This window comes from Christiangramia sp. 3-2217-3z, assembly GCF_051195275.1.
Taxonomy (GTDB): Bacteria; Bacteroidota; Bacteroidia; order Flavobacteriales; family Flavobacteriaceae; genus Christiangramia; species Christiangramia marina.
Map to the genome: position 1 here is coordinate 642,229 of NZ_JBNJLI010000001.1, position 23,476 is coordinate 665,704.

At 39.8% G+C, this 23,476-nt stretch carries 20 protein-coding genes; 9 read left to right on the plus strand and 11 right to left on the minus strand.

Annotated elements, in window-relative coordinates:
- Positions 1 to 7: 7 nt before the first annotated feature.
- Genes leuD through ACSHZO_RS03055 form a run of 3 tightly spaced genes read right to left on the minus strand, consistent with a single transcriptional unit; the run spans position 8 to position 3,186 of the window.
- On the minus strand, positions 8 to 625 hold the full coding sequence (gene leuD, locus ACSHZO_RS03045; RefSeq protein ID WP_298246591.1) for a 3-isopropylmalate dehydratase small subunit: 618 nt from the start codon (positions 623 to 625) through the stop codon (positions 8 to 10).
- On the minus strand, positions 625 to 2,007 hold the full coding sequence (leuC, locus tag ACSHZO_RS03050; RefSeq protein ID WP_298246592.1) for a 3-isopropylmalate dehydratase large subunit: 1,383 nt from the start codon (positions 2,005 to 2,007) through the stop codon (positions 625 to 627). The genes leuD and leuC overlap by 1 nt, the downstream gene beginning before the upstream one ends.
- A gap of 6 nt (positions 2,008 to 2,013) precedes the next feature.
- Entirely contained in the window at positions 2,014 to 3,186 is a 1,173-nt protein-coding gene (locus ACSHZO_RS03055) for a 2-isopropylmalate synthase (RefSeq protein WP_298246593.1), read from the minus strand.
- Between the two features lie 148 nt (positions 3,187 to 3,334).
- Here ACSHZO_RS03055 and ACSHZO_RS03060 point away from each other — a divergent pair, with 148 nt between their 5' ends.
- Together ACSHZO_RS03060 and ACSHZO_RS03065 are read left to right on the plus strand one after the other, a co-directional pair.
- Positions 3,335 to 4,879 (plus strand): hypothetical protein, encoded by a 1,545-nt coding sequence (locus ACSHZO_RS03060; protein WP_295180338.1) that lies wholly within the window; start codon positions 3,335 to 3,337, stop codon positions 4,877 to 4,879.
- A gap of 8 nt (positions 4,880 to 4,887) precedes the next feature.
- A complete protein-coding gene (locus ACSHZO_RS03065; RefSeq protein ID WP_298246594.1) occupies positions 4,888 to 5,763 on the plus strand; it encodes a DMT family transporter in 876 nt (291 codons plus the stop codon).
- Between the two features lie 59 nt (positions 5,764 to 5,822).
- Here ACSHZO_RS03065 and ypfJ read toward each other — a convergent pair whose 3' ends face one another.
- The 3 genes from ypfJ to panB form a co-directional block, all read right to left on the minus strand.
- Positions 5,823 to 6,668 (minus strand): KPN_02809 family neutral zinc metallopeptidase, encoded by an 846-nt coding sequence (ypfJ, locus tag ACSHZO_RS03070; RefSeq protein WP_298246595.1) that lies wholly within the window; start codon positions 6,666 to 6,668, stop codon positions 5,823 to 5,825.
- Positions 6,669 to 6,718: 50 nt separating this feature from the next.
- The gene (locus ACSHZO_RS03075; protein WP_298246596.1) at positions 6,719 to 7,423 is read right to left on the minus strand and encodes an RluA family pseudouridine synthase; all 705 of its coding nucleotides are present in this window, start codon (positions 7,421 to 7,423) and stop codon (positions 6,719 to 6,721) included.
- A 61-nt stretch (positions 7,424 to 7,484) separates the two neighbouring features.
- Positions 7,485 to 8,303 (minus strand): 3-methyl-2-oxobutanoate hydroxymethyltransferase, encoded by an 819-nt coding sequence (panB, locus tag ACSHZO_RS03080; protein WP_141877328.1) that lies wholly within the window; start codon positions 8,301 to 8,303, stop codon positions 7,485 to 7,487.
- 65 nt (positions 8,304 to 8,368) lie between these two features.
- Here panB and ACSHZO_RS03085 point away from each other — a divergent pair, with 65 nt between their 5' ends.
- Positions 8,369 to 8,815 (plus strand): nuclear transport factor 2 family protein, encoded by a 447-nt coding sequence (locus ACSHZO_RS03085; protein WP_298246597.1) that lies wholly within the window; start codon positions 8,369 to 8,371, stop codon positions 8,813 to 8,815.
- On the opposite strand, the gene ACSHZO_RS03090 is transcribed toward ACSHZO_RS03085, so the two are convergent.
- Positions 8,812 to 9,837 carry a formylglycine-generating enzyme family protein gene (locus ACSHZO_RS03090; protein ID WP_298246598.1) on the minus strand — a complete coding sequence of 342 codons (1,026 nt, stop codon included), beginning with the start codon at positions 9,835 to 9,837 and terminating at the stop codon, positions 8,812 to 8,814. The genes ACSHZO_RS03085 and ACSHZO_RS03090 overlap by 4 nt on opposite strands.
- 248 nt (positions 9,838 to 10,085) lie before the next feature.
- On the minus strand, positions 10,086 to 10,772 hold the full coding sequence (locus tag ACSHZO_RS03095) for a CPBP family glutamic-type intramembrane protease (RefSeq protein ID WP_298246599.1): 687 nt from the start codon (positions 10,770 to 10,772) through the stop codon (positions 10,086 to 10,088).
- Positions 10,773 to 10,940: 168 nt separating this feature from the next.
- On the opposite strand from ACSHZO_RS03095, the gene ACSHZO_RS03100 reads away from it, so the two are divergent.
- Complete coding sequence (locus tag ACSHZO_RS03100) at positions 10,941 to 12,563, plus strand: dihydroxyacetone kinase subunit DhaK (RefSeq protein ID WP_298246600.1); 1,623 nt, start codon at positions 10,941 to 10,943, stop codon at positions 12,561 to 12,563.
- 64 nt (positions 12,564 to 12,627) lie between these two features.
- On the opposite strand, the gene ACSHZO_RS03105 is transcribed toward ACSHZO_RS03100, so the two are convergent.
- Positions 12,628 to 14,061 (minus strand): L-serine ammonia-lyase, encoded by a 1,434-nt coding sequence (locus tag ACSHZO_RS03105; RefSeq protein ID WP_298246601.1) that lies wholly within the window; start codon positions 14,059 to 14,061, stop codon positions 12,628 to 12,630.
- A 217-nt stretch (positions 14,062 to 14,278) separates the two neighbouring features.
- Here ACSHZO_RS03105 and dnaK point away from each other — a divergent pair, with 217 nt between their 5' ends.
- The 3 genes from dnaK to ACSHZO_RS03120 all read left to right on the plus strand — a co-directional run bounded on the left by dnaK (position 14,279) and on the right by ACSHZO_RS03120 (position 19,979).
- Complete coding sequence (gene dnaK, locus ACSHZO_RS03110) at positions 14,279 to 16,210, plus strand: molecular chaperone DnaK (RefSeq protein ID WP_298246602.1); 1,932 nt, start codon at positions 14,279 to 14,281, stop codon at positions 16,208 to 16,210.
- A gap of 315 nt (positions 16,211 to 16,525) precedes the next feature.
- Positions 16,526 to 18,085, plus strand: coding sequence for an alkaline phosphatase PhoX (locus ACSHZO_RS03115; RefSeq protein WP_298246603.1), 1,560 nt, complete (start codon positions 16,526 to 16,528; stop codon positions 18,083 to 18,085).
- Between the two features lie 61 nt (positions 18,086 to 18,146).
- Positions 18,147 to 19,979, plus strand: coding sequence for a cytochrome c peroxidase (locus ACSHZO_RS03120; protein ID WP_298246604.1), 1,833 nt, complete (start codon positions 18,147 to 18,149; stop codon positions 19,977 to 19,979).
- On the opposite strand, the gene ACSHZO_RS03125 is transcribed toward ACSHZO_RS03120, so the two are convergent.
- A complete protein-coding gene (locus tag ACSHZO_RS03125) occupies positions 19,971 to 21,218 on the minus strand; it encodes an Nramp family divalent metal transporter (protein ID WP_298246605.1) in 1,248 nt (415 codons plus the stop codon). The genes ACSHZO_RS03120 and ACSHZO_RS03125 overlap by 9 nt on opposite strands.
- Positions 21,218 to 21,859 carry an alpha/beta hydrolase gene (locus ACSHZO_RS03130; protein WP_298246606.1) on the minus strand — a complete coding sequence of 214 codons (642 nt, stop codon included), beginning with the start codon at positions 21,857 to 21,859 and terminating at the stop codon, positions 21,218 to 21,220. The genes ACSHZO_RS03125 and ACSHZO_RS03130 overlap by 1 nt, the downstream gene beginning before the upstream one ends.
- 48 nt (positions 21,860 to 21,907) lie before the next feature.
- Here ACSHZO_RS03130 and ACSHZO_RS03135 point away from each other — a divergent pair, with 48 nt between their 5' ends.
- The gene (locus ACSHZO_RS03135) at positions 21,908 to 22,330 is read left to right on the plus strand and encodes a PaaI family thioesterase (RefSeq protein ID WP_141877339.1); all 423 of its coding nucleotides are present in this window, start codon (positions 21,908 to 21,910) and stop codon (positions 22,328 to 22,330) included.
- Positions 22,327 to 23,472, plus strand: a complete 1,146-nt coding sequence (locus ACSHZO_RS03140; protein ID WP_298246607.1) for a chorismate-binding protein — start codon at positions 22,327 to 22,329, stop codon at positions 23,470 to 23,472. The genes ACSHZO_RS03135 and ACSHZO_RS03140 overlap by 4 nt, the downstream gene beginning before the upstream one ends.
- Positions 23,473 to 23,476: the final 4 nt, after the last annotated feature.

Sequence of the window (23,476 nt, forward strand, 5' to 3'; positions counted from 1 at the left end):
ATTATTTTTATAGGGTTTCCTGTGGTACAGGTTTTATGTCTTTACGTTTCTGCTCAAATTTCTTAATAGCTTCCAGCTTACTCGTTAGATAATCTATATCATCATATCCATTGATCAGGCAGGTTTTTTTGTAGGGATCTATGTCAAAATGTTCCTTTTCAGTAGAACTTTCAATATTTATAAATTGATTCTCAAGATCTATGCTGAATTTTTCTTCCGGATCTTTCTCTATTGAAATAAACAGCTTATGAAGAAAATCGGGACTTACCTGAACGGGCAGAAGTCCGTTATTTAAAGCATTACCTTTAAAAATATCTGCAAAGTAACTGGACACAACAGCTTTAAAACCGTAAGCTTTTATGGCCCAGGCGGCATGTTCACGACTTGATCCACATCCAAAATTATTTCCTGCGATCAATATAGAACCAGAATATTTATCTTGATTCAATACAAAATATTTATTTGGATTTCCATTTTTATCAAAACGCCAGTCCTTAAAAAGATTTTCACCAAAACCGGCTTTGTCTGTCGCTTTTAGAAAACGGGCTGGAATGATCTGGTCTGTATCCACATTTTCATCATCCAGAGGAACGGCGGTATCTGTAAGTTTTATAAATTTCTCCATTAGTTCAATGTTATCGTATAATCTGAAATTTTTCCTGAAATAGCAGTCGCTGCGGCGGTCAATGGACTTGCCAGAATTGTTCTGGAACCGGGTCCCTGCCTTCCTTCAAAATTTCTATTACTGGTAGATACACAATATTCTCCTTCAGGGATCTTGTCATCGTTCATTGCCAGACATGCTGAGCATCCTGGTTGTCTTAAAGTAAAACCGGCTTCTTCAAAAACCTTGTCCAGTCCTTCTTCTTTGATCTGTATGGCTACCTGTTGACTTCCGGGAACGATCAATGCATTTACATTTTCTGCTTTCTTTTTTCCTTTGATATAAGAGGCCGCAACTCTAAAATCTTCAATTCTGGAGTTCGTACAACTACCAATAAAAATATAATTGATAGGTTTATCCAGTAAAATTTCGCCCGGTTTGAAATTCATATAGGCTAAAGCCTTGGCATCGCTTTTATTTCCTTCCACAGGAATGCTGCCGGTGAGTTTAATTCCCATTCCCGGGTTTGTTCCATAGGTAATCATGGGTTCAATGTCTTCAGCTTCAAACGAATATTCCTGGTCAAACTCTGCTTCCGGATCAGTTTTCAATGTTTCCCAGTAAGCGGTCATTTTATCAAATTCAGCGCCTTTAGGAGCAAATTCTCTGCCTTCCACGTAATCTATCGTGGTTTGATCTGGAGCAATAAGGCCACCACGCGCTCCCATTTCTATACTCATATTACAAACCGTCATCCGGCCTTCCATAGACATTTCTTCAAACACTTCTCCCGCGTACTCACAAAAGTAACCGGTACCTGAATTTGTTCCCAGTTTACTGATTATGTACAGGATTACATCCTTAGGTAAAACTCCCTTCTTCAGTTTACCATTCACATTAACCCGAAGCTTTTTTGGTTTTTCTACCAGTAGACACTGGCTCGCAAAAACCTGAGTTACCTGGCTGGTTCCTATTCCGAAGGCAATAGTTCCAAAAGCGCCATGAGTAGAGGTATGGCTATCACCGCAAACTATGGTCATGCCAGGTTGAGTGAGTCCCAGCTCCGGAGCCATTACATGAACGATCCCATTATAAGGATGTCCCAGGCCATAAAGCGTAATATTGTTCTCTTCACAGTTCTGACTCAGCTCTTTTAGTTGCTTCCGGGATAAAAGATCCCTGACCGGTAAATGCTGATCCTGGGTTGGCGTATTATGATCTGCCGTAGCCACGATCTGTTCCGGCCGAAATACGGGGATGTTTCTTTCCTTCAACTCGTTAAATGCCTGAGGACTGGTCACTTCATGTATCAAATGTTTATCGATATACAAGATGTCCGGCCCATTAGGAATGCTTTCCACAACATGCGAATCCCAAATTTTATCAAATATTGTTTTCTTCATAACAAATCAGGCAATTGCTCGTGAACTCTTTTTGAAGATATCCATGATTGTATGAATATCAGTGTCTGCCACTTGTTTCTTAGCATCTGCAAAGCTTAAGAACTCTAAGTAAACATGATCCAGCTCTATTTTTGTTAGATCATAACCCATTTTCTTGGCTTTGTAAGCAAGCGCCGCTCTGCCACTACGGGCAGTTAAAACAATAGCCGACTCGGTGACCCCGACATCGGCTGGATTAATGATTTCGTATGTTTCTCTATTCTTGATGACGCCATCCTGGTGTATTCCAGAACTATGCGCAAACGCATTGGCACCTACGATAGCCTTGTTAGGTTGTACGAACATACCCATCTCTCTAGAGACCATATTACTGGTGTCGTATAGCAATTGCGGATTAATATCTGTATTCAAATCAAGATATGGATGTTGTCTTAAGATCATGACGACCTCCTCCAAAGCTGTATTCCCAGCACGTTCTCCAATCCCATTGATGGTACATTCTATCTGCCTGGCTCCATTGGTAATACCGGCAATTGCATTGGCAGTAGCCAGTCCAAGATCATTATGACAATGGCAGGAGATGATCACATTTTCAATCCCAACCACATTTTCTTTTAAGTATTTTATCTTTCTGCCATATTCTTCCGGTAGGCAATAACCTGTAGTATCTGGAATATTTATTACGGTAGCACCGCTTTTAACGGCTTCGGTACAAACTTTTGCCAGGAATTTGTTTTCAGTCCTTCCAGCATCTTCCGCATAGAATTCAACATCGTCTACGAAGCTTTTAGCATAAGCTACGGCTTCACCAGCTCTTTCAATGATCTCTGGACGACTGGACTTGAACTTATATTTTATATGAGAATCTGAAGTTCCAATCCCTGTATGGATTCTGGGCTTTCGGGCATATTTAAGCGCATCTGCAGCAACTTTGATGTCGTTTTTTACGGCGCGGGTAAGTCCGCAAACCGTAGCATTTTTTACGAGTTTTGAGATTTCGGTAACAGATTGAAAGTCACCAGGACTTGATACCGGGAAGCCTGCTTCAATAACATCAACACCAAGTTCATCGAGTCGTGCAGCGATCTTCTTCTTCTGTTCCGTATTCAATTTGCAGCCGGGGACTTGTTCTCCGTCCCTCAATGTAGTGTCAAAAATTTCTACCTTTTCAGTACGCATGTGAGATTTATTTTGCTTTATCTTTAACTAATGTATCAGTCTCACTACAAGTTTTCTGGTCATAGTCCCAACATGTTACAGTAATTAAAACTAAGTAAAAAGTATATAACTAACTGAATTACAACTAACTAGTAAACCTGCTTTTACAATGACCAATGATTTAACCGAAAACCTGTTTTCTTTAATCAAATCCTTATCTGCTTCAGAAAAAAGACAGTTTTCGCTCTATGTTGGAAGAATTGGGGTGAATTCAGATTCAAAATTTCTGAATTTATATAAAGTAATTTCAAAACAGAAAAAATATAATGAAGCTGAAATTCTTGAAAATACCAGTATTACGAAGCTTCAGCTTTCCAACGTCAAAACGCATCTTTACAAGCAGCTTTTAATTTCTTTAAGACTGAATCCAGCACACCAGAGTATTCCCGTTCAAATTCGGGAACAATTGGATTTCGCCTATATTTTGTATCACAAAGGTTTATATAAGCAGAGCTTAAAGTTGCTGGAAAAAGTGAAATTACTGGCACTAAATTTTGAAGAGAAGAACCTTGCTTACGAAGTTTTGGAACTGGAAAAGATCATCGAGTCGCAATATATCACCCGGAGTATGAATAACAGGGCAGATATTCTTATTCGTCAAACACGGGAGATCAGCGCGCTAAATTCACTATGGGGAGACCTATCAAATCTTTCTCTGGAACTATATGCAATATTTTTGAAACAGGGATACTGTCGTACAGAAGAAGAAGCCATTTCCATTAAGCAATATTTTAAAAAGCAACTTCCCAATTATACATTTTCTGAGCTTGGTTTCAGAGAGAAATTATGGGTTTACAAATCCCATATGTGGTATAGTTTTCTAATTCAGGATTTTCTGGGCTGTTACCGCTATTCGATGAAATGGAAAGAACTTTTCGTAGAATATGATCATATGATCCCCGTACATCCTGTTTCTTATCTAAAAGGAAATCATTACCTGTTGGAATCTTTGTTTTATTTGAATCATACAGAACTTTTTGAAAAGACTTTGATCCAATTAGAAAGTTCCTTACGAGATGCACAGATCCCACATAATGATAATATTGCGGCACTTTCTTTTCTCTACATCTATTCCAATAAATTGAATTTAAAGTTTATGAAAGGTGAGTTTGGAGATAACCAGGAGCTCGTCAAAAAGATTACGGATAAGATCACAAAATTCAAGGGCAGGCTGGATGAGCACCACATCATGGTATTCTACTACAAGATCGCCTGTTTGTACTTTGGGGATGGGGATAATAAGAAATGTATCGCTTTTCTAAAAAAGATCATCACTAATAAATCATTAGGAATGAGGGAAGATCTTATGTGTTTCTCTCGAATTCTTAATCTTGTAGCACATTATGAGGCCGGGCTCGATTATCATCTGGATCATCTTGTGAAATCCACCTACAAGTTTCTTATTAGAATGAACGATCTGCATGAGGTTCAGAAGGAAATGATCAAATTTCTAAGAAAACTGCCAGATGTTTCGCCACTGGATATCAGGGACGAATTCAAAAAACTACATGCTGTTCTCAAAGTTTTTGAGCAACATCCTTATGAGAGAAGAGCTTTTTTATATCTGGATATCATTAGCTGGCTGGAAAGTAATATTGAAAATGTTCCGGTAAAAACTATCATTCAGCAAAAAACTGCCGCATCTTCGCGTTAAATTCAGATATGACCGCACCAAAGTCTACCAATATTTCGAATATTCTAATGCTCAACCTGGCGGTGTTGCTTATAAGCACATCTGGAGCCTTAGGTCGTTATATCACATTAGATCCCATAATCACCATTTTCTATCGCTGTGTTTTGGCAGCTGTTATATTTTATATGTACTGCCAATGGCAAAGAATAAGCCTAAAGATTGCTACGAAAAAGGATGTTCTAAAAGTTATTTCTGGAGGACTGCTTATGGGAGCGCACTGGGTAACCTATTTCTATTCCCTGAAATATTCCAGCGTTGCCATCGCCTTGTTATCTTTATTTACATATCCGGTCATCACTGCTTTTCTGGAACCACTATTATTCAAAACCCGATTCAATAAAATCCATGTCGCACTGGGATTTTTAGTGCTGTTCGGTGTGTATTTTCTAAGTCCCGATTTCGATCTGGAGAATAACTCCTTTATCGCCGTACTCTTCGGAATTGCATCTGCAGTATTTTATTCTCTTCGGAATTTACTAATGAAAAAAGAGATCGAACGTTATAATGGTTCCACATTAATGTTTTACCAGATACTGGTGGTCGCTTTAGTACTGTCTCCTGCTTTCTTTTATTCTGAAGTTGATAAAGTTCTGGAACAATGGAAACCACTGCTTACGCTTGCTTTGCTCACAACCTGTATTGGGCATACCTTATTTCTGAAGAGCTTTAAGAATTTTAGCATAACTGCAGCGAGTATCATGAGTAGTATACAACCTGTTTATGGAATCGCGCTTGGCGCTATCTTTCTAAATGAGATCCCTTCAGCAAAAACCATGATTGGTGGTTCACTCATTATAAGCGCCGTTATTATAGAAAGTCTTAGTTCACTTAGAAGTAAAAATTAATATTTCAGGATTAAAAAAAGCCACTGGGATAAGTGGCTTTCGATTTTATTGAATTTGAGTTAATTTAAAACTTCTTTAAAAGTATCTCCCTGTCTAATATCTCCAGTTCTGTATCCGCGCATAAACCAGGCTTTACGTTGCTCTGAAGTTCCATGAGTAAACGAATCTGGATTTACTCTTCCACTGGTTCGTTTCTGTATTGCGTCATCACCAACAGCATTCGCGGCACTCAGCGCTTCTTCGATATCTCCTTCACTCAAATACTGCTGATTCTCCTTCGTCCATACTCCTGCATAAAAATCGGCTTGGAGCTCAAGCGCTACAGATAGTTCGTTAGCTTCAGTCTGACTCGATTGCCGCTGAAGATTACGAACTCTTCCGGCAGTTCCCATCAAATGCTGAACATGGTGACCTACTTCATGAGCCATCACATACGCAACTGCGTAGTCACCGCCTCTGGCACCAAATCTTTGTCTTAATTGATCGAAAAAAGTAAGGTCCATGTAGATTTTCTGGTCAGCAGGGCAGTAAAAAGGTCCGCTTGCAGAAGATGCACCACCACAAGCTGTTTGTACGGCATCGCTAAAAAGAACAAGACCAGGTTCCTGGTAATTCATATTATTTTCAGCAAATATATCGTTCCAAACATCTTCAGTATCGGCAAGTACAGTAGCGACAAATTCTCCCATCTCCTTTTCTTCCGCAGTAAGTTCACGGGACTCAGTCTGGGAACCGCCAGATCCTTCCAGTTGTTGTAAAACTGAAACATCACCATCGCTAAGAATAAACTGCGCAATAACGAAAATTACACCTATAATTCCACCACCGGCAATTAATTTACCTTTACCAGAGGAACCTCTGCGATCCTCTACATTCCCGCTTTGTCTACGACCTTGCCATTTCATATTTAGATATTTTGGTTAAAAATAGTAAAAAGGCAGAATGTAAATTCTAATTATTTCATAATTGCATCCCAGATAGGATCTTTTGGGGGAGGAGCTGTGATATGAATCTCCTCTTTTTTCACGGGATGTATAAACCTGAGTTCTCTGGAATGAAGATGGATACTGGCATCGCGGTTGCTACGATCAAAACCATATTTAAGATCTCCTTTTATAGGGCTTCCAATTGCAGATAACTGACTCCTGATCTGGTGATGTCTACCCGTGTGAAGGGCTATCTCCAGTACATAATAACGATCGAGTTCTTTAATCAATTTGTAGTCAAGGACTGCTTTTTTAGAATCTGGAACTTCATTTTTATGAGCATAGGATTTATTCTGTTTGGAATTCCTTTTCATAAAATGAATAAGCTCATCACTTTCTCTTGGCGGTTTTTCTTTGACCACGGCCCAATATGTCTTCTTCGCATCCTTATCCTGAAATAATTTATTGAGTCTTGGAAGTGCTTTGGAAGTTTTTGAAAATAGTACGATGCCGCTGGTAGGTCTATCAAGCCTGTGAACAACCCCTAAATAAACATTTCCTGGCTTGTTATATTTTTCTTTGATATAGCTTTTGACCACTTCAGAAAGTGGTTTGTCACCTGTTTTATCTCCCTGGACAATATCACCCGGTCTTTTGTTGACGATAATAATATGATTATCCTCGTGAAGCACCTGCAAATTATCCTTTGTTGAAATTATTTTATCTGAACTCAATAGTTAAGTTTTGTAAAGAATTAGAACGATCCAGTCAATCGATCAATACTATATTTTAAGTCTAATATTGTTCATCATCTGAAGGAAATGCGCTGCTTTTCACATCATCTCTGTAATTCTGAAAAGCTTTGGTCATTTCTCCATGAAGATCTGCATATCTTCTAAGAAATCTTGGATTAAACTCGTGGGTCATACCAAGCATATCGTGAACAACCAGTACCTGACCATCCACACCATTACCGGCTCCAATCCCAATCACCGGGATGGTTAGACTTGCAGCAACTTCTTTGGCTAGTTTGGCAGGCACTTTTTCAAGAACAATAGCAAAACATCCAATTTTTTCAAGCATCAGGGCATCAGCCTTCAGTTTTTCTGCTTCCTGTTCTTCTTTTGCACGAACCGTATAAGTTCCAAATTTATAGATGGATTGTGGTGTTAGTCCGAGATGTCCCATTACTGGTATTCCCGCATGCATGATCCTTTTGATACTTTCTTTAACTTCTTTTCCACCTTCAAGCTTTACTGCATGTCCACCACTTTCTTTCATGATCCTTATTGCAGAGCGCAAAGCCTCCTTAGGATCACTCTGGTAACTTCCAAACGGAAGATCCACAACCACCAGGGCACGATTGATTGCTCTTACAACGCTGGTTGCATGATAGATCATCTGGTCCAGGGTAATAGGAAGGGTGGTCTCATGACCCGCCATTACATTACTTGCAGAATCACCTACCAAAATCACATCGATACCGGCGCCATCCACGATCTGAGCCATGGTGAAATCGTATGCTGTAAGCATGCTGATCTTCTCACCGTTCGACTTCATATCTACCAGTGATTTTGTAGTTATTCTCTTGTACTGTTTTTTGGCAACCGACATTCGCGTAAATTTTAATTTCAGTAAAAGTAGTAAATTCGTGGAGCACTGTCAATAATCCACGACTTATGAAAAACTTAATGTTTCTGGCGTTTATTTTTATTTGCGTCAATAGCCATGCACAATCGAACAATCCAAAGCAATTGGTGTTCGATTTTTTCGAGGCTTTTCATGAGCAGGATACCGTAAAGCTTAAAACTTTTGCTACGGAATCACTTCAGCTGAAATCTGTAAGTATGAATTCTGAAGGTAAAACAACTATCAGTACTTCAGCTTATTCAGAATTTTTAAAAAGTATTGCCTCCATTCCGAAGAATGTGAAATTTGAAGAAAAAATACATGAGTATAGAATAGAAGAAAACGGACTGCTGGCGACAGTCACAACGCCTTATACCTTTTTTTTTAATGGTGAGATATCACACTGCGGCATCAACGTTTTCAACATGGTGAATATGGAAGGTGACTGGAAGATCTTATTTCTAATGGATTCCCGGACCAAGCAGCATTGCAACTAAATATCCTTTACGCATCGAAAACCAGTATGCTCCAAGCCAGTATCTGGAACCGAACTCATTCTCGCCGCAACACGATAGCCGCTGCAATAACTTTCAGCACATAAAAAGGAACCACCGCGTATCACTTTTTCCTGCTCCATGTTGTAGTAGTGTTTAAAATATCCATCCTTCATTTCAGAAGTTCTGGAGTAAGCATCGGGATGATAGGTGTCCAGACACCATTCCCACACGTTTCCTGTAGTTTCATACAAGCCAAAATCATTTGCAGGAAAGCTTTTTACAGGTGCCATCTTATCAAAATTATCCTCTACAGTATTCTTTTTTGGAAATTCGCCCTGGTAAAAATTCGCATGTTGTGCGGCAATATCAAAATCATTTCCCCAATGGTAAGTAAGAGAATCTCGACCTGCGCTATTAAAATACTCGAATTCAGCTTCTGTTGGTAGCCTTTTACCGGCCCATTTAGCATATGCCATTGCATCATACCAGGAAACCTGCACCACAGGATAGTTCTCCTTACCTTCAATAGAAGAATCGGGACCCTGGGGATGTTGCCAGTTCGCACCTTTTACAAATTTCCACCACCATTCGGGGTTATAGGGATCAAAAACCAACGCTCCTGGTTCGTAGGTATTTCCTTTGAGCTCAAAACTTCTCTCTGCAGTTGTAACATAACCGGTAGCTTCAACGAATTGAGCAAATTCGGCATTGGTAACTTCAGTTTTATCTACATAAATAGGTTTGATCTCCACTTTATGAACTGGTAATTCATTTTGTTTAGCCTCTTCAGATTTTCCACCCATCAAATATTCTCCACCATCAAGTTTGATCATGTTTTCGGTAGAGGAGGAGTCGGCTCTGCTTTTGATATAGGAAATCTCCTTAAGATATTGTTTATGATAATCTGAAACCTTACGGGTTTCAGGAGGTTCTACTGCCTGGATGGGGCCATTTGATTCTTCTTCTTTACACGATGTAAATAGAAGACTTGATATTAAGAATAAGAAGATGAATTTTTTCACGCTTGTCCTGATGAATGAGTTTCAAATATAAACATAAAAAAACCGGAAAATAAATGCTTTTAGTATACGGTTTTACACCAACATGCACATTCAAAGCAATAGACTTTTACCAGCCACTTGCGAGACGTCGTCCCTGTTTGCAGTTGGAAATATTTTTCCAGGCTTCTTTTATAATTCATAAGACCTCAAGAATTTTATTTCTTTAATTTCAGAAGTAAGGAAAATTAAGAGTAGAGACTTTAGGTTTACTAATTGGAGAGACTCAGAGGGAGTATAAAAAGCAGTACCATAGAATTATTCATACTGTGCATTAACATTGGCCAGATTAGGCCGCGATTCTCCAATTTTATTTTTCCGAAGAAAAAGCCTGCGATGATACGAGGAAAGATCATAATGAATAATATCAGGTCAATTTGAAAAGTGTCTACATAATTAAAAATGTGAACAAAACCGAAAATGATAGCACCTAGGATCCAGTTGATCAAATAATATCGATGTAGCCAGTAACAGGTCTTTCTAAATATATGTTCCGGGATTAACTCCCCCAGGGCATAAAAGGCAAGCAGTAAGGTCCCGCCGAGGACACCGTATTTGAGACTCCAATGCGCTTCTTCCGGGATTAGTGCGATACCAATCATAAATAGAACACAGCATAAAAAGAATTTGAGGCTAAATTCTGTAGGTTTCAGTAAACTTCGGAATATACCTTCTTCGATGACCGGAGCGAAAATGGCCGCCATAAAAGCAAATTTCCATGGCTGTGTTTTTAATAATTCGAAGATCTCGGTTTGCTGATATTTATCGTAATCAAAAGATGGAAATGTAGATTGAAAAGCAGCCAGTAATATGAAAAAAAGGAAATAGCAACCCAGCATCTTTCCGAAATTAGTGAGCAGGTTGAAAATTTTAAACCTCAGGCTGGCTTCTGGCGGCATTTATAGTAACATTTGAGTCTGCAATATAAGAAGAGCAACTACGGAAATAAATTTTATAAAGTAAAATAAGCTCAATGTTCATTGCTACTCTGAAAACTTTATGAATAGATTAAGGCTCATCAAAAAGCTTAGATTTTTGTGTTTTTTATCTTTAAGAAAAATAGGATTATGAAGTTTTTTATAAATGAAGCAGATCAGGTTGTAAATGAGGGAATAGAAGGATTGCTCACCAATCCTAAGCTTACCAGACTGGATAATTTCCCTGAGGTTCGTGTAGTTCTGCGGAAGGATTGGGATAAATCGAAAGTAGCAATTGTTTCTGGCGGTGGATCTGGTCATGAACCAACTCATGCTGGATTTGTTGGGAAGGGAATGCTTACGGCAGCGGTATGTGGTGATATTTTTGCTTCTCCCTCGGTAGATGCAGTGCTTTCAGCAATTATAGCGACGGCAGGAGATAAAGGCTGTCTTCTGGTAATCAAGAACTATACAGGAGACCGACTTAATTTTGGTCTTGCGGCAGAGCAGGCCAGGGAAATGGGTTATAAAGTTGAAACCATCATCGTAGGAGACGATATAGCTTTGGGAGAAGAAACAGAACAAAGAGGATTAGCCGGAACGCTTTTCGTACATAAATCGGCTGGATATTTATCTGAAGAAGGAAAGTCTCTTGAAGAGATTTTAGAGCTAGTGAGAAGAGTTGCGCAAAATTCTTATTCCATTGGTCTTTCGTTAGAGGAAGGACAGAAGTTTCAGGGAAAAGAAGATTCTCGTTTAGATGAATCTGAAGCTGAACTGGGTCTTGGAATTCACGGGGAACCAGGAGTTGATAAAATAGATGTGGCAAAAGCTGATGAGCTTATGAATACCGCTGTGAACAAGCTTCAGGAATATACAAGCGGAGCTGAGTATGCGCTTATTTTAAATAATCTTGGAAGTGTAACTCCGGTTGAAATGAATGTATTACTGAATTCTTTCAGCAAAACTTCAATGGCGAAGAATGTAAAACTGCTGGTAGGCCCCGGAAGTTTTATGACATCATTGAACATGAAAGGTTTTTCCATTTCTGTCGTGAAACTGAATGAAGAGATTAGTGAAGCTTTACTGGCAACCTGTGATCCAGCATCCTGGTTTATTAGCGAATTTGGAAAAGCCAGCTCCATTAAAAGTCCGGAACTTCCGGAAACGCTTCCTTTTGAATCTTCGGAAAATGCCAGCACTAAGAAGTTGCTTAAGGAAATTGCTGAAGAATTGATCGACATGAAAGATGAGATCAATGCTCTGGATGAAAAAGTAGGAGATGGTGATGCTGGTTCTACCTTTGCCAGTGCTGGTAATAATGTACTGGAAGTTATTGACAGGTTGCCATATGCTAAAAACTGGGAACTATTTATAAGTATAGGAAGAATATTTTCCAGAGAAATAGGAGGATCTAGCGGTGTACTTTTTTCACTCTTATTTACCAGAGCTGGAAACGCATTGAAAGAAAATGATGACCTGGGAAAAGCTCTATTAAGCGGACTGGATAAAATGATAGATTACGGTGGCGCGAAACAAGGAGAGCGTACGATGATTGATGCCCTGCAACCAGCTTTTGAAGCGATCGCAAATGGTGAGAGTATGGAGGAGATAAAGTCGGCTGCACGAAAAGGTGCAGATGCCACTAAAGAAATCACCAATACTAAATTTGGTAGATCTTCTTATCTATCAGAAGATAGTTTGAAAAATGTTCCAGATCCGGGAGCAGAAGTTGTTGCCAGGGTTTTCGAAAAACTGGCAGCTATTAAATAATTGAAGTTAAAGTGATAACCCACCTTGAAATATAATATAATCAGGGTGGGTTTTATATTAAATATTAGCAATCACTAAGGCTTACTTTTACTGCAAGACCACCTTCAGAAGTTTCTTTATACTTTTTATTCATATCCTTTGCGGTTTCCCACATCGTCTCGATCACTTTATCCAGTGGAACCTTGGCGCGACTTGCATCACTTTCCATAGCAATTTCAGCAGCATTGATTGCTTTGATCGCACCCATGGCATTTCTTTCGATACATGGAACCTGTACTAAACCAGCGATTGGGTCACAGGTTAAACCCAGATGATGTTCCATGGCAATCTCACTGGCCATTAAAACCTGTTCCGGGGTTCCTCCCATCAATTCGGTAAGGCCACCAGCTGCCATTGCTGAGGAAACTCCAATCTCAGCCTGGCAACCGCCCATTGCTGCAGAAATGGTAGCTCCTTTTTTGAAAAGGCTTCCTACTTCGCCGGCAACCAACATAAATCTTTTGATATCCTCGTAGGTAGCATCGTGATTTTCGATACAGAGGTAATACATTAAAACAGCTGGCACAGTTCCCGCACTACCGTTAGTGGGTGCAGTTACGACTCTTCCCAGGGATGCATTAACTTCATTTACACTTAAAGCAAAGCAGGTAACCCATTTAAGGATCTGGCGGAATTTTACTTCGGTTTGTCGAATGGCGGGAATCCAGTCCTCTACATTAGTATAGGAAGTATCACCAATTAAACGTTGATGCATTTCAAAAGCGCGTCGTTTCACGTTCAGACCACCGGGAAGTGTTCCTTCAGTATGACATCCAATATACATGGACTCCAGCATTACATTCCAGATCTGTTTGAAGTTTGCATCGATCTCTTCGTCTGTACGCAGAGAACGTTCATTTTCAAGTACAATTTCTGATATGGTTTTATTTTCCTGTTTACAAAATGCCAATAATTCAGTTGCCTTTTCAATGGAGAAAGGGAAATTCTGAAAATTCTTCATTTTCTTGCTGGCGTTCTTACGTTCTTTTTTAACCACGAATCCGCCTCCAATGGAATAGAACGAAGAAGAAGTTTTCTTGCCATTGAATAGACATGCTCGAAATGTCATTCCGTTAGGGTGAAATTCGAGAAACTTTCTATTGAATTTTATATTTTCTGTGATAGAGAATTCTATTTCTCGTTCTCCATTTAATAATAATCTGCCGGTTTCACGAACATTGCTAATTTCGGAATCAATGATCTCAATATCCATAGTTACAGGATCATGTCCCAGCAATCCCAGAACCGTAGCAATATCTGTGGCGTGACCTTTCCCGGTAAGACTTAAAGATCCATAGAGATCTACATGAATCTTCTCCACCTGGTCGAACCTTTCTTTAGACTTTAATTCAGCGATCCAGCGTTGTGCTGCGCGCCATGGTCCAAGAGTATGAGAACTGGATGGACCAACGCCCACCTTCAGCATATCAAAAACACTAATGCATTCGATTTTTCGCATTCAGATAATATTATTTGAGCACAAAAGTAAGGAATTGATAATGCTGCCCATATATAATTGCGAAAATTATATTCCGAAGAAATCAAGAGAGAATAAGTCATTAATGACAGGGTTAAATTTTAAAAATGACAGTCTGTCATAAGAAAAGCGCTGGCATAATGATTGACTTCAAGTGAGTGTAAAATTGATAAACTAACATAAAACAAGTTATATAGTTATGAGTAAAATAATTGGAATTGACTTGGGTACCACTAACTCCTGCGTTGCCGTAATGGAAGGTAGTGAGCCAACAGTGATACCTAATGCCGAAGGAAAAAGAACAACACCATCTGTAATTGCATTTGTAGAAGGTGGAGAAATAAAGGTAGGTGACCCTGCAAAGCGTCAGGCGGTGACTAACCCTACTAAAACAGTTGCTTCTATTAAAAGATTTATGGGGAACAAATTCTCTGAATCTGAAAGAGAAGCGGGTAGAGTACCTTATAAGGTAACTAAAGGTGATAATGATACTCCACGTGTGGATATTGATGGTCGTCTTTATACTCCCCAGGAACTTTCAGCAATGGTGCTTCAGAAAATGAAGAAAACTGCTGAGGATTATCTTGGACATGATGTAACGGAAGCTGTAATTACGGTGCCTGCATACTTTAATGATTCTCAACGTCACGCAACGAAAGAAGCTGGTGAGATCGCAGGTCTTAAAGTAAGAAGAATTATAAACGAACCAACCGCTGCAGCACTTGCCTACGGATTGGATAAAAAATCTCAGGATCAGAAGATCGCTGTGTATGACCTTGGTGGTGGTACATTTGATATCTCTATTCTTGAACTAGGTGATGGAGTATTTGAAGTACTATCTACTAACGGTGATACTCACCTTGGAGGAGATGACTTTGACGAAGTATTGATCGACTACCTGGCTGATAGCTTCCAGAAAGCAGAAGATATTGACCTTAGAAAAGATCCAATGGCACTTCAACGTTTGAAGGAAGCTGCTGAGAAAGCGAAGATCGAATTATCATCTTCTACTCAAACAGAAATCAACCTTCCATACGTAACTGCAACTTCTAGTGGACCAAAACACCTTGTAGAAACTATTACAAGATCTAAGTTCGAGCAATTAGCTTCTGAACTTGTTACAAGATCTATGGAGCCGGTGAAAAAGGCACTTAGCGATGCAGGTCTTTCCAAGAGCGATATTGATGAGGTAATTCTTGTTGGTGGATCAACTCGTATTCCTAAGATTCAGGAAGAAGTTGAAGCTTTCTTCGGAAAAAAACCTTCTAAAGGTGTAAATCCAGATGAGGTTGTGGCAATTGGTGCTGCTATCCAGGGTGGTGTACTTACAGGAGATGTAAAAGATGTATTGCTACTGGATGTAACTCCACTTTCTCTAGGTATCGAAACCATGGGAGGAGTGAACACGAAACTTATCGAATCGAATACTACGATCCCGACTAAGAAGTCACAAACTTTCTCTACGGCGGCAGATAATCAGCCTTCAGTGGAGATCCACGTACTTCAGGGAGAGCGTCCAATGGCGGCAGATAACAAGACGATTGGAAGATTCCACTTAGATGGTATTCCACCAGCGCAAAGAGGAACTCCGCAGATTGAAGTAACTTTCGATATTGATGCTAATGGTATCATTAAAGTAAGTGCTACAGATAAAGCTACTGGAAAATCTCAGGATATTCGTATCGAGGCTTCTTCAGGATTGACTGAAGAAGAAATTGAGAAAATGAAGAAAGAAGCTGAAGCAAACGCTGAAAGCGATAAGCAGGCTAAAGAAAAAGTTGATAAGCTTAACGAAGCAGACAGCATGATCTTCCAGACTGAAAAGCAACTAAAGGAATTTGGAGATAAGATCTCTGAAGACAAGAAGAAGCCAGTGGAAGAAGCTTTAGAAGAATTGAAAAAGGCTTACGAAACCAAGGAGATTGAGCAAATTTCTCCAGCTTTAGACAAATTGAATGAGGCATGGAAGACTGCATCAGAAGAAATGTACAAAGCTCAGGCAGAAGCTCAGGGCGGTCAGCCAGGCGGACCACAGCAAGGTGCTACAGGCGCTGAAGGTGGATCAGCAGATGGTGGAGCCTCTCAGGGTGCAGATGATGTTGAAGATGTAGATTTTGAAGAAGTGAAGTAATTCGCAACTATATATTATAGAAAAACCTCGCAGAAATGCGGGGTTTTTTTGTTAGGGCTTGGTCTGGCCCCAGGTACTATACATTTACAAACAGGACCGCATCAATAATGTTTTTAGTACAATTTGCACTAATCTCTTAATGGTTTTTAACATTAAATAGGTTTCCGCAATATCAATTTTTCTCGAATTAAAACAAACTTAACTCCTTAACCTAAACGTGATTTTAAGATAATTTAAGTACCACAGTGGCTTAACATGTTGGCTGAGTTCAAACTGTATTTTTATCACAACTAAACAACTTAAATTATTTTTCAAATGAACACAATTACAAATTTTATGGGTCGGCTATTTTTACTAGCCGCTTTATCATCGGCAATCAGCGGTTGTGAAGCTGAAGACGGTGTAAATGGTACAGATGGAACCGATGGCCAGGATGGTGTTGATGGACTAAATGGAGAAGATGGCCAGGATGGAGAGGATTTCACACCAGCTCCCGAAATATTCGAAAATAAAAGTGCGGTAGATCCACTAGTTACCATGTCGTCTCAATTCAGCTTCGTTCAGGCTTATTCTTTACTGAGTACACCAGATGTGGTAGGAGATGATTTTCAACTGGCAGGTTCTGCTGATGGAGCAGGATTTCTCAAAGACGGTGACGGTTATATGTACGTGGTGAACTGTGAAGATAGCTATGCAGTTGCGAGAATTAGGTTTGACCAATACATGAACCCAGTAAGCGGAGACTATCTATTAAACTCAGGTGTTTCAGATTATGCGCGTCAATGTTCTGCTACTATGTGGGAAGCCAGTATTCATGGTGGATCCAAAGATCTTTTCCTTTCAGCTTCAGAAAGTATCAATTATGATGTAAAAGGGATAGACCCATGGGTTGAGAATCCAACTCCACAAGAAGATTTTGGTCTTGATGCCCTTGGTGAATTTTCTTGGGAGAACGCTGTGCCACTTCCTAAGGATGCCTACTCTGGAAAGACTGTGATCATTGGAGGCGATGATGATTCATCTGGTTCTGAAGGACAGGTGGTGCTTTATTATTCTGAAAATGCCGATGATGATTTGGAAAACGGGAAGATCTATGTGCTTCGTGCGAAAGAAGTTTCAGATGGAATGGATGGAAAAAAAGCTGTAGAATCTGATGTTGTATATAATGAGTCAAGTTTTGATCTTCAATCAACCTACGAAGTAGAATTTGTGGAGATCGAGAATGGTAAGGACCTTACCAAGGATGAAATGGAAACTGCCAGTTCCAATGTGCTTGCTACTCAATTTATGAGAGTTGAAGACGTGGATTATCAGAAAGGGGCCGATTTTAATGCTAGAAATGTTTATTTCGCGGTGACCGGTAGAGGTCCAGGCAGAGGTACTTATAATGACTGGGGAACGGTGTATAAACTTGAGCTGGATGAAAACTCTCCACTTTCAGGGAAACTAACTCAAATAGTTAGTGGAAATACAGATACCAACAACATGGATGGGAATTTAGGAGCCTTGCAAAGTCCTGATAATATCTGTGTAACTGAAAATTTCGTCTATATACAGGAAGATCCAAACAGCTTTAGTAGAGGACATTCCGCGTATATCTATCAGTCAGATCTAAATGGACAGAATATTCAACATGTGCTTGAACTTATTGTAAGACAGGACCTGGATCCAGACAACTCTACAGGTTTTAGTGGGGAATTTGGTTCATTGATAGATGTTTCAGACAAAATTGGAGAACCGGGAACTTTTCTTCTCGCTGTACAACCGCACTATTGGGAAAGCAGTGATTTTAAGAATCTAGACGGTCATACCAATGCCGATTGTGAAGATGACCAGGCATCACAAATAGTTTTACTAAGAGGATTACCTAGATAATTCCAATTTTAGTTTCTACAGGTCTTCGTTCTTACGAAGACCTGTTTTTATTTATAGAAATATGTTTAAAAAAATACTTCTGGCAATCATTCTAATTGCCCAGTTTTCCTGTAAGCAAGAATCGGAATATCTTGCTCTTAATTCTGAAAATAATCAGAGCTGGGATCAGGTTCACAGATTCTACCAGAATTCGTTAAATAACAGTATTCAGCATCTATCTGAAATTAAAAGTAATGGTCTGGATGATCCTTCTAATAAAGAGCTTTTTAAGAAAGCAAGACAGGAATGGAAAAAAGCCGAACCCTTTGCGGCGTATTTAAATCCTGCAGTGGGACATCGTGTAAATGGACCTGCACTTCCAGTCTTTCTCGAGGATAATTCCCGATTTATGCCGGCGGTTGGATTGCAAAAGATAGAGGAAAGTATTTATGAAGGGGAAATCACCGAACAGGAATTTCAGGAAGAACTAAAAGTAACCCTGGGATCAATGGGAAACCTTCAGAAGAATATAGCCAAGCGAGAGCTCACTACAGAACGCTTTTTTATTGCAACGCAGCAACAATTGCTCAGGATCCTTAGTCATTCAATCACTGGATTTGATACTCCTGTAAGTCATCTGGGGATAGAGGAGGCGGCGGTCTCGTTAGAAGCCTTGAATGAGGTGTATGCTCTAACACTTCAAAAAATCATCCAGCAGAAGGATATAGATTTAGATAAAAGATTTCAGCAAAAGCTTATACGTTCAGTTAACTACCTGGAAGAAAATACAGATTTTGAGAGGTTTGATCGATACGAGTTTACCAGAGAATATTTAAACGATATCACCAGTTTATGGCTGCAAATAAGAAATACTTCAGGACTTTGGGAAGGTACAGCCAATCAGCCTTTCAATTTCAATGCACCAACATTTTTTGAAGAGGATAGTTTTAAGCCTGAATTTTTCATGCAGAATGTAAACAGAAAGAATTATGGAATGAAAGTAGCGCTTGGTGAGAAATTATTTTTCGAGAAAAAGCTTTCTAAAAATGGACGTATGGCCTGCGCAACCTGTCATCTTCCTGAAAAGGCCTATGCAGATGGGTTAACTTTCAGTAAAGATTATCAGGGAATGGAGCTTAGTAGAAATACACCTACTCTTATTAATTCTGTCTATCAACGAGGATTTTTCTGGGATGGTAGATCTGAAGGTTTGATGGAACAAATCTCTTCAGTATTTACTAATAAAAAAGAATTTGATACCGGAGTGCATGAATTTTCCGAAGAGATTTTACAGGATTCCACCTATCAGGAAATCATCCAGCAGACTTTTGGTGGTATTCCGCGGGGTAATAGAGAACTTATCAAAGCATTGTCTGCATATATTTCCACGCTTAATGGAATGAATAGTAAATTTGACCGTAATATTTCTGGCAAGGAAAGCACCTTTACAGAGCAGGAAAAACGCGGATTTAATTTATTTGCCGGCAAGGCTCTGTGTGCGACCTGTCATTTTTTACCTCTCACCAATGGAACCGTCCCGCCATTCTATACTGAAACCGAAAAGGAGATCATAGGTGTTCCAGAAACAGCTGCGAATAATAAGCTGGACGATGATACCGGTTTTTATTGGAGCTACAGAGTTGAAGAGCATAAAGGAATGTTCAAAACTCCAGGAGTACGAAATATAGCTTTAACTGCTCCATACATGCACAATGGGGTTTATACGAATCTTGAGCAGGTAATTGACTTCTATAATAAAGGAGGTGGAGCTGGATTAGGATTTGATCTGCCACATCAAACTTTGCCCTTTGATAACCTGGAACTCAATGAAGACGAACAGGCTGCTCTGGTAGCATACTTAAAAACTCTAACGGATACCAAGGTAACTAGTAACAAAAAGAATCTTTCAATTTAGCAAAGTATAGATATAAACGAAATTAAATAGAACCAGCACCACAAGGCAGCATAAACTGAAAACTCGGTACTTCTTACCAGGCTGGTCTTCCATTTTCATAATATTACTGGTTACGAGTTTATAATTGAACCATGCGAGCAAAGGAGCTGATAGAAATGATAAGGCTGTAGCGAAATCTATCAGAACCGTAAAAGTCATGCTAAAATAGGAGAGGATTATCAGGGCAACAGCTGGAATGATAAAAATTGTTAGTCGGTAGCAATTCCATTTTTCTGAAGTTGTTGCAGTAGGTTTTTCAATCATATAAACTTCAGAAAGCACTCGGGGGAAGGCATCTGTAACCGCAAGGGTAGTGGAGAACATAGCGATGAGGGCAGCGATGGCCACCAGTGTTTCGCTCCAGGGTCCCAAAGTGGCTCCGTAAAGCGCTACCAACTGTCCCGAAAACTCCACACCGTTCCCTGAAAATTCTGTATTTGAACCAAACATAATAAGTGCTCCCATTAGAAAAAATAACAGTCCAATAATTGCCGCGGCCAGGTAACCAACGTTAAAATCTGCAAATGCTTCCCTGATACTTATTTTCCCTGTCGATACCGATTTTTCCCTGGTCCAGATCGAATGCCATACAGCGGCATCTAATGGAATTGGCATCCAGCCCATAAATGCAATGATAAAAGCTATACTTGCGGTATTCCAGATATCTGGTGATGCAATGGATAGCGAACAATCAAGCCTCCCGTCACCAAACGCCAGCACGACTGCGATCAAAGTAGCTAACCCAAGTAAACTAACGATGAATTTCATGGATTTGTCCAGCGCCGGGTATCTTCCAATAAGTAGTAAAGCGATACAAATAGCAGAAATGATAAGACTCCAGCTAAAAGTTCCCCAGGCCATTCCAAAAAGTTGTTCGGCAAGACCGGCGGTTACGATCGTAACTGCAGCCTGAATAATGAACATACTGCCTACCGTAATAAAGATAAATAGCGCATAAGGCAATTTACCGAGACGCCTGTAACCCTGAATGAGATGTTCACCTGTGGATGCAGCGTACCTGGGACCAAATTCGAGAAATGGATATTTAGTAATGCAGGCGAGCAATAAGATCCAGATGAGTAGGAATCCGTAATCTGCACCGGCTCTGGTCGCCTGTACTAAATGCGAAACTCCAATTGCGGCTCCGGCAAGCAGAAAGCCCGGACCTAAAGATCTCAAAATTGATCTACTTTTCGGCATTAGCTGGTTTTAGCAATTTTAGTGATAATTTCCTGGTTTAGTTCGTGTCCACCTTCAAAAGCATGAATATTGAGCTTCTCTCCGAATATTTCCTTCAATCTGGATTCTTCAACTTCTATGATCCCTTTTTTGAGGTATTCATCCTGTGTTCCATATATAAAATGAAAATTGGTTTCTTTCAGAAAAGCGAAATCTGCCTCGTTAAGTTCCTGTGGTACTTTTCCGGAGTGCATGATAAGATTTGCGCATTTGATTTTGCGTCTGGCTACGAACCTGGTAGCAACAGATACACCTTGTGAATAACCGAGAATATTCAGTTTATGAACATTAGATAGATCTTCAGCGTCAAAAACAGCATCTAGATATTTCAGCACGTTTTCGATCTCAGCATCAAGATTCTCCCGGGTAAGCCAGGAGGCACCCATATGCTTATATTCTCCATTGAGATAATATTTTGATTGAGCCTGTGGAGAAATGATATAATTTTGAGTATCCAGATGATTAAAATGCCTTATAAAATATCTGCTTAAATAACCAATTCCGTGGATGACCAACCATACAGTTCTGGTTTTTTCAGAATGTTCATTCAAGGTGGAATAGGTGTTGTGAATGGTATAAGAAAGACTTTTCTCCTTACTCATGGTTATCGCAGGTTTTGTATTTTTACAAATAAACCAATCTTTTAAAAGATGACGAAGGAAGAAGTACTGCAACTTTCAAAAAAGGTCTGTAAGAACACACTTATGGAAACCCTTGAAATAGAGTTTTCTGAAATTGGAGAAGATTACCTGATCGCCAAAATGCCGGTGAATTCAAGAGTTCATCAACCTGATGGAGTTTTACATGGAGGTGCGACGGTAGCCCTGGCAGAAAGTGTTGGAAGTATGGCTAGTTATGTTTTTCTAGATACCGATAACTTTTTTATTCGGGGTATTGAGATCGCTGCGAACCATCTTAGAAGTGTAAAAGAAGGTTGGGTATATGCCAAAGCGACCTTTATTCATAAGGGTCGAACCACGCAATTATTTGAAATAAAGATCACAGATGAGGAGGATCGCCTGATCTCCCTGGTGAAGTTAACAACCATTGCTCTTCCAAAAGAAACTAAATGATCACAGAAGAAGAATTATTTACCAATATAAGAACTCAAACCGATAAAGCATTTCCATTTGTCGCCTATCGGAAACCTGGGGAAAATAGTGTGAAACTGATCTGTCAAACCTCTGCGGAAAGCTATAATGGCGAAGATCTGGACACGCCGGGATTTGTATTTGCCGCTTTTGATTCTCTGAATCGATCCCTGCTCATTCCTATTGCTAAAGCTGAAGTTTTTAATTGTAATTACGAAAACCGACCTGTAAGTCAGCCAGTTCCGCCACAGCCGGAACAACCCATGCCAGCAAGGAATTCTCAGGACCAGATAAAGCATGAGAAATTAGTGCAGTCTGGTATCGACCAGATCAAAACTAGCAGTATTGATAAGATCGTACTGGCAAGGGCTGAAAAAGTAAAAGTCCATGATCCCGATCCTATTCCAATTTTTAGAAGATTACTCGACAGGTATGAGGATGCGTTCGTCTATTTCTGGTATCATCCGGAAACCGGCACCTGGATGGGCGCTACTCCGGAAACTCTATTACATTCTGAACGTAACAGATTTAAAACGATGGCTCTTGCCGGAACTCAGGTTTACGAAGAAGGTTCGGAAATTACCTGGCGTCAAAAAGAAATAGAGGAGCAGGCAATCGTAACCAGTTATATCAATAAAGAATTGCAAAAGATTTCAGAAGTAAAAGAACTGAAGATCGGGGAGCCTTATAATTTAAGAGCAGGGAACCTGTTGCATATAAGAACCGACATTCAAGGATCTTTTGATTCCAGTTCTGCACTTTCCAGAATCGTGACGGCACTTCATCCTACGCCGGCGATCTGTGGCATCCCGAAAGCTGAGGCACTTCAGTTTATACTTCAGAATGAAGAAATGGACAGAGAATATTATAGTGGATATCTGGGCGAAGTTCAACTCAGCAAGGAGGTGAAGAGAAATTCGAATCGGCGCAATCAGGAAAATCAGCAATTTGCTTCGATTTCCAAAGTTTCTAACTTGTATGTAAATCTTCGCTGCATGAAACTGGAACAGGATATCGCAAAAATTTTTGTGGGTGGTGGCATCACCAAAGATTCCAATGCCGGAGAAGAATGGTTTGAGACGGTAAATAAATCTGTCACCATGCGTAGGGTTCTTGTTAAATAAGCTT